5 protein-coding genes are annotated in these 7,079 nt (G+C 60.1%); all 5 read right to left on the reverse strand.

Going from position 1 to position 7,079, the window contains the following annotated elements; all coding sequences use genetic code 11:
* Positions 1–545: 545 nt before the first annotated feature.
* The 5 genes from GWC77_RS26430 to GWC77_RS26450 all read right to left on the reverse strand — a co-directional run bounded on the left by GWC77_RS26430 (position 546) and on the right by GWC77_RS26450 (position 6,616).
* The gene (locus GWC77_RS26430) at positions 546–1,097 is read right to left on the reverse strand and encodes a hypothetical protein (RefSeq protein WP_173262033.1); all 552 of its coding nucleotides are present in this window, start codon (positions 1,095–1,097) and stop codon (positions 546–548) included.
* Positions 1,098–1,817: 720 nt separating this feature from the next.
* Positions 1,818–2,669 (reverse strand): SDR family oxidoreductase, encoded by an 852-nt coding sequence (locus GWC77_RS26435; RefSeq protein WP_173262036.1) that lies wholly within the window; start codon positions 2,667–2,669, stop codon positions 1,818–1,820.
* Positions 2,670–2,720: 51 nt separating this feature from the next.
* Positions 2,721–4,574: a feruloyl-CoA synthase gene (locus GWC77_RS26440; protein WP_254367188.1), complete on the reverse strand. Its 1,854-nt coding sequence runs from the start codon at positions 4,572–4,574 to the stop codon at positions 2,721–2,723.
* On the reverse strand, positions 4,565–6,238 hold the full coding sequence (gene hutH, locus GWC77_RS26445; protein ID WP_173262039.1) for a histidine ammonia-lyase: 1,674 nt from the start codon (positions 6,236–6,238) through the stop codon (positions 4,565–4,567). Before hutH ends, GWC77_RS26440 begins: the two co-directional genes overlap by 10 nt.
* A gap of 24 nt (positions 6,239–6,262) precedes the next feature.
* Positions 6,263–6,616, reverse strand: a complete 354-nt coding sequence (locus GWC77_RS26450; RefSeq protein WP_173262042.1) for a hypothetical protein — start codon at positions 6,614–6,616, stop codon at positions 6,263–6,265.
* Positions 6,617–7,079 lie beyond the last annotated feature (463 nt).

A 7,079-nucleotide genomic window follows, 5' to 3' on the forward strand; every position in this document is an offset into this window, starting at 1 on the left:
TTGCACGGCCGCTTCTTTGAACTCTGCCGTGTACACCTGGTGCGGTACCTTGAACATCTCTTCTTTCCTTCCTTTGGGTCGAGTTTATACGCGACCTGCTGGAAGGCGAAATTTCAGGGGAAGCTCATTGTCCCATCGCACATAGGACTTTGCATGCTGGCGCAAGGCGCGCGAAAGTTTGACTGTCGTGTAGTACACACTTACGCATGCCTCGCCGGAGCCTGGCCATTTTGAAATGGTATGTGAACAGTGCGGTGCCGCGCTGGCTGCGGTTGGCATTGAGCAAATCCTCGATCCCCGGTACCCTGGTCATCCAAAAGCGCCTATCACGCCTCATCAGGTTACACAGCTGGCTCACTGTATTATTGAAGCTGTCTAGATCGTTCTGCCCTAGATTCCTCATAAGCTTGTACAGTTGACGAAGCACTCCGTCGGCCGCGACGACTGCCTCTTTGGGTGGGTTGCGAACCAATTCGTTGACGAATTCCGTCTCCCAGTGGCGCATCATATCGCTCTCATAGAGCAATGCGAGAGGGAGACGGCCTTTATGGGCGAGTTCCCTCAATTCGAAGCTCAAGTGGTTCGCAAGAGGCGACAATCGTTCTAATCCGTTTTCTCGGCACGTTTGTGCGACTTTTGCGAAATAGGAACTCGCGCGACCGGGATCGATGATGATCGAGCCAAGTGCGGCGCACACTATCTTCGAGCCGCTCGAGCCTTCGCAGGCGATTCGATCGCTTCGGCACCTCATTCTTCGTCTGACGCAGGGCGACCATCCAGTCAACGACAAAATCGACCGGCGCGCGTGGCGCGTCGCGCTGACCGCGCGTCGCGGGTACTGCCGCCATAGCTACACGATGCATGCGTTCCGATATTCCGCGCAGCGCACGCTTCACGCCGGCGGGGCCAAAGTCCTCCATGTTCTCGACGTCTTCGATGCTGAGCTCGATGGCCGCGTGAGCGCCGGTGACGGCAGTGACCGACCGATTGCGGCCGTGGTTGCTATCCCACTCGAGGAATGGCCGCAGAATCGGGTCTCCTGCAGGGATTTGCCGGATGAGGTGCTTGAGCGCGGCGCGCGCATTCTTGGTCGTCATTGTCATTCCCAGACCCCACGGACGCATGAGTACCCAGTCCATGGTTATCGTTGCGTCGTTACCGAATGACGCAACGAGCGTTCTGCCAGGGCCTCCCCCGTTGATCAGAAACGGCATAGCATCGCTGAGAGACGCCGAGGGCCCCAAAACAATGCTTCCGTTCCCGTTACTCCGAACAGCCGGAATATCCGGGCGACTACCAGGCAGCACCTCACGTGCGCGCGGCACTTCCAGGCGCGAGCGATCTGCTCGCGACATCGAGACCGCGCGGCGTCGGCCCGATCCCGGCCGAACCGGTGCGCTATAGTGGTGAACTTGCGGCGCAGGTTGGTATGCTGCGGGCAACGGTTGATGAAACTGCGGGTTGCCGACACTTGCCTGGTTGGAATATGACTGAACAGCTGGCAGTGGCCTCCGCGAAGGGTTCGACATACTTGCAGACCGCTTTTTCCCCGACAACGGGGCAAGCTGCGCGGGCGGCGCGCCTACGTAAAACGATCCTGGCGGCAAGATATGAATCGTAGGCGTGGGCGCCGCCTCCGCCCGCGGCAAGGGCGCGCCATGACCAATGCGACCGCGATCCATATTGCACTTCCCTCGAAATTTGTATCGTCGGTATTTAAATTCCGGGACGTCCGTCAGCCGCTCAGGCCTGCGAAAGTGGAACGCGCTTTGCGAAGCAGCCACGACCCCGTGCACCGGCGCCGTGCACGTTGCCCCCTATTGCCTGATGCGCAGGCGATGCAAATTAGAACCGTCCGGTCCGCTCGCCCGGGCGAGCAACGCGTCAAGATCGTCGTCGACGGTCAAGTAGCAGCCACTAAGCGCGTCATATCGCCCCGATGCTAGTGCCACCAGCATCGTAGTGCAGCGCTGCGCGGGTACTGCGCGCCCCTGGCGGATCTCCTGTCGAATCCATTCAGCTACCCGCGAGGCAGCGGAACCGAGGCCCGTTTCCGAGTCCAGCAACGATCCGGTCATTCCGATCGTGAGTAGGCCAGGATGAAGTGCAAACACCGAAACGCCGTATCGCCCTGCTTCGAGGGCCATGTTTTCAGACAAGTTGATCAGCGCGCACTTGGACGACGCGTATGCCGAGCAAAGCGGCCATCGATAGACACCGGCGTGACTGACAACGTTGACGATCGCGCCCGCGCGCCTGGCGACCATCGCAGCAAGCACCGCATGCGCACAAAGAAACGGGCCCCGCAGGTTGACCTCGAGCGCTCGCCACCACGCTTGTGTGTCGACCCGCCAGACACTATCGATGGGACCGCCAGTGGCAGCATTGTTGACCAGCAGATCGACTGGTCCCAAACACCGCTCGATGTACTCGACGCACTCTCTCACGCTTTTTTCGTCTGTCACGTCGCAACCAAAAACGATCGCTTGCCCGCCCACAGCTCGGACAAGATCAGCGGTTTCCTCCAGCCGTGCCGGCGAGCGTCCGTTGAGGGCAACCCTGGCCCCCGCGCGGGCCAACGCCACTGCAATTTCTCGCCCCAAGCCGCCGCCCGCGCCGGTCACCATTGCGACCTGGTTATGCAAATCGCTATCGCCGTACAACTGCATTTCAATGCTCCAATCCGCCTGTTATGCATCCATACAAACTACCGTCGGCCACTACCCGCGTACATGGATGACTGCGCTGTGTTCGCTATATAGCTGCTCGGCCTCGGCCGCGCGTAGCATCAACACAGCACGTTGATTGACATAGCCCTTGTCCGTGATCTCTCCCAACTCATGCGACGGCTGCGAAGGCAAAATCAGCGCACGCACCGGGCACTGCGAGGACCCGCCATCCGCATTGAGTGCCTGCAACGCTTTTCTTACGACAAGTCGAATCGACTCGCACGCACCCAGTTCGACGCCGGAAAGTTGGCTCGCATCGCAAGCGGCAAGCGCGTATAGCGCGGGACTCGGAAATAGCAGAAGGCCGACCTCATCTCGGTCGTGACCGGTGATGACGACATCGTGAACATATGGCGTCAATGCCGAGATGGCGCGCAGCCGCAGCGTCCCGACCGATACCCAGGTGCCCGTCGTCAGCTTGAAATCCTCGGCCACGCGTCCATCGAAAACGATGCCGCGATTTGGGTCCGAAGCATCGGCCAACAATCCGGCATCGCCCGTGCGGTAAAACCCTTCCTCATCGAAGGCGGCCGCCGTTTTCTCAGGGTTGCCTCGATATTCGCGAAACACCGACGGACCTCGCACGCGCATTTCGAACTTGTCCTGCAACGGCGCGAATTTAACATCCAAGCCGGGCACCGGGACGCCGATGTTATGGCTGTCGTCTGTCGGAAAATGTGCATTGGTGATAACAGGGCTCGTCTCGGTGGTGCCCCATTCCGTCGTGAAGAAAACGGCGCTGCCACCATGCCGCCTGGCGAGCCGGCGCAGACGTTGCGCCGTGGTCAGCGGCAGTGCGGCGCCCGCGAACATCATCATGTCAAGACGCCTGAACAGCGCCTCGGCGGCCTCGCTGTCCGCTTCGAGAGCCGGCAGCAAGAGCTCATAGCCGCGCGGTACGTTAAAGAACAACGTGGGCATGACGTCGCGCAAATTTTCGACGGTCCGTTCGATCTGCAACGGTGTGGAACATCCTTCGTCGATGTAGAACGTGCCGCCGTTGCGCAAGACCAAATTAAAATTATGATTGGCGCCGAACGTATGGCTCCATGGCAGCCAATCCAATACCACCGGCTGCGCGCGATCGACGAAGGGCCAGCACTGGGCGATCATCTGTTGATTCGCGCACAGCATTCCATGCGTGTTCACGACGCACTTCGCCATGCCGGTCGAGCCCGAGGTCAGCAGCAACCTCGCTGCTGTTTCAGGGCGTACGGAAGCAAATGCGCGGTCGACGGCTGCCGTCGCCTTGGATTGCCGGAGGCTGGAAATGCTGAGCGCTCCGGCACGGGCGTGCGCCCCATAGACCACGGGGCATCTTGGGTTGTAGCTGTCAATGGTTGGCCCGTATGCGCATGCGTCCTCCGCATAGATCAATCCGGCGCCGATCTGATCGAGCATCGCATGCAGTTTGCTGTGCTCTTTGGCTTTGAGCGAGTACGCCGACGACACGGTTGCGACAACGCGTCCCACGTGCATCGCGCCCAGCGACAGCAGCGCGAGGTTGGTACTGTTGCCAGACAACGCTACAACCGGAGCGTCCGTCGGCATGGCGAGATCGATCAGTGCCTGACCGATGCGCCGCGCCTGCTCCAGCGCAGCCGCATAGGTAATGGATTGCCACCGGCGTTTGTCGTCAGGACCTTCGTCTCGCTGTGCGATGAAGATCGCGTCCGGTGTCCTGGCAGCCCAATACACGAGCCATTCGCCGACGCAGCGCTCGTACGGCAGCAAAGGGTCCGCCGAGCGAAGCACGAAGCTTCCATCGTCGCGGTCTTCGCGGACAATGTTCGGGCGAGCGAGCCCGCTGCCCATCGTCAGCGGCATGCGCTCAGTCAGTTCCATTGCGGGAGAGGCAATCGATCTTCCGCAATCGCACGCGACACCGCCGCGATCTCCTGATCCATCTGCCTGTCCGCCTCCAACATCGGGCTCAGCGCTCGAACCGCGTCAAAAAGTTCGGCCGTGCGACTGGCGAGTGCCTGTACGTTGCCGCGCAAATCGACGGCCTGGCACGCTGCGAGGAGCGTCATGGCCGCCACATCGCGCAGTTGGGTTTCCATCTCAGCGGCGCCCAACGCCGCGTGCAATCCAAGGCTGACGATGTCCTGGTTGAACTGTTCGGTCGCGAGCGTATGGACGCTTGCCGGGGCGCTTTCGCGGCGCAGGTGCGCCACCAGAGCGGTTTGCGAGATTTGCATCCCTTTGAAGCCTTGATATATCCCGAGTCTCGGGCTCAATGAGTTAGGCAGCCCACGCGAGAACCGGCTGTCCATCAAAAGCGCCATGATTGCGTGCAGATGATTGCCAACCGTTGCGATATCGATTTTCAAGCCGTCCATTGCGCGCGATACGTGCTGCCCCATGAAATTCCCCCCGTGCAAAACGTCGCCAGTCTCCGGATCGATCAAAGGATTGTCGTTCGCCGACACGGCTTCGCGCTCGAGCACGGCGCGCACCTGATCGAGCGATTCCACGACTACGCCTAGCACCTGAGGAGCACACCTGATCGAATAAACTTCCTGGGCCCCCTCTTCTACTTGAATAGCCGTTTCCTTCCGCGCTTCAGGACTCGCTCCCGTATCGAGCGATGTACCGACATGCGGATCCGAGCGCCGTGCTCGATGGCCACTGAGGGTCGAACCGGCCAGCATGCTTCGCAAGACTGAAGCGACAGTTATTTGCCCTGCGTGTCCTTTGACCGCGTGAATGCGCGCGTCGAAATGCTCGTGCGATGCTTGGATCGCTTCGACGGCTAACGCCAAGGCGCCGAGCGCCGAGCGAAGCGTATTGCGAAAGCGCTGCACTGTCAGCGCCGAGATTGCCGTCATCACGCGCGTGCCGTTGACGAGCGCGAGGCCCTCTTTGGCTCGCAACTCGAGCGCCGGTAAGCCGGCGTGCCCAAGTGCCTCCGCGGCAGCCATTTCGGTCCCTGCGTACCGAACGGCGCCGCGTCCGCACAGCGCTGCCGCGATGTAGCTCGAGGGGATCAAATCCCCGCTGGCACCGACGGAACCATGCCGCGGAACGTCAGGGACGATCCCGTGATTCAGGTGTCCCAGAAGCGTCATCGCCACTTCGGACCGAACGGCCGACCACCCTCGCGCGAGCGCGAGTAGCGTCAGCAACTGAGCGGCGCGTACGTAATCTTCCGGAAAACGTTCGCCGGTTCCGGCTGCAAGAAAGGTCAAAAGATTAGCTTGGTGCGATGCAAGCTTATCGGAGGAGATGACAAGATCGCTGTTCCCGCCGAATCCGGTGTTGACGCCATAGATGACGGCATGCCCTTCAAGCTTCTGCTGGAGCGCGGCGCGACCGCGCTCCAGAAGTTCCACCACCTCTGGCGCGATCTGCACGAGCCGGCGATGCACAGCGACGTCCCAGATGTCCTCGAGTGACACCGTTCGGTTGAGCGTGATGACGAACGGTATATCGCGTCGTAAATTGACGGGCTGTTCCGCGTTAATGATCCGAGGCTTGTCGGCAAATGCCAGGTCGCTATGGCTCATAGGTTTGTACGGGGACGTAGAGTTCTATGTTGAGAATGACGATCCAGATGGCAGCAGTAATTCGCGCGGCCTTTCCTCGAGCGAAGCGGCGGAGGTGGGAATTCGTCGTCCCGGCCAATAAGAAAGCCCTTGCGCTTGCAGAAGCGAAAAAGCAGCGAGCTTGTACGCAGGTGTGGTGGTGCGCTGAATCGAAGCGATGGAGATCGTCACCAGGGCAGCACGTTGACGACAACCGCTTTTAGCGAAGCGATAGTTGATGGGGATGTGGCGCTGTCGATCGACAGTACGGGCCGGTGCCGTAGCGATGCGTGGGCCAAACGGATCCGGCACAGCGCGAAATACGCGGCGTATTTGAAAGCATGCGAATCGGTCGACCATGCGCAGCGCTCACTCGAAGATCACATCCACCTGATGTAAATACTTTACGAGTGAGCTGATCGACGGAACAGCTGTCAGGTCCGGTAGTTGTGGATTGGAGGGGGCGGATGGTACAGTCAAAGTTGGTTCGGCCGGCTGCCGAGCGCGGGTGTGAGCTGCCGCTAGAGGGCGATATTGATAAGGCTTAGCCTTGCATGAAGCATCGCGCGACAGTCGCATCAGAGGCGTGGCGCTCTGAAGTTATTCCTACACGGATGGCCAATTGCTGACGATCCTCATACTTGCATGTCACATGGCAGACGGTGGATGTCGGATGAAGCCATGCGTAGACTTAGACCCATTCCATTACACACAAGTCCGCGTGAGCGGCTTGTAAACTGTCGCGACTTGCCGTTTACTCTTGCTTTTTGCGCGGCACGCGAATGGCACGAGCAACGGAGAGCTGGGCGGCAATGGAATTCAA

The sequence above is a fragment of the Paraburkholderia sp. NMBU_R16 genome, from assembly GCF_013282575.1.
Lineage (GTDB): Bacteria > Pseudomonadota > Gammaproteobacteria > Burkholderiales > Burkholderiaceae > Trinickia.

Excerpts from the sequence above, each read along its gene's own strand:
- GWC77_RS26430 (WP_173262033.1), bottom strand. The coding sequence starts at position 1,097 with ATGACGACCAAGAATGCGCGCGCCGCGCTCAAGCACCTCATCCGGCAA.
- GWC77_RS26440 (WP_254367188.1), bottom strand. The coding sequence starts at position 4,574 with ATGGAACTGACTGAGCGCATGCCGCTGACGATGGGCAGCGGGCTCGCT.
- GWC77_RS26450 (WP_173262042.1), bottom strand. The coding sequence starts at position 6,616 with ATGGTCGACCGATTCGCATGCTTTCAAATACGCCGCGTATTTCGCGCT.
- GWC77_RS26435 (WP_173262036.1), bottom strand. The coding sequence starts at position 2,669 with ATGCAGTTGTACGGCGATAGCGATTTGCATAACCAGGTCGCAATGGTG.
- hutH (WP_173262039.1), bottom strand. The coding sequence starts at position 6,238 with ATGAGCCATAGCGACCTGGCATTTGCCGACAAGCCTCGGATCATTAAC.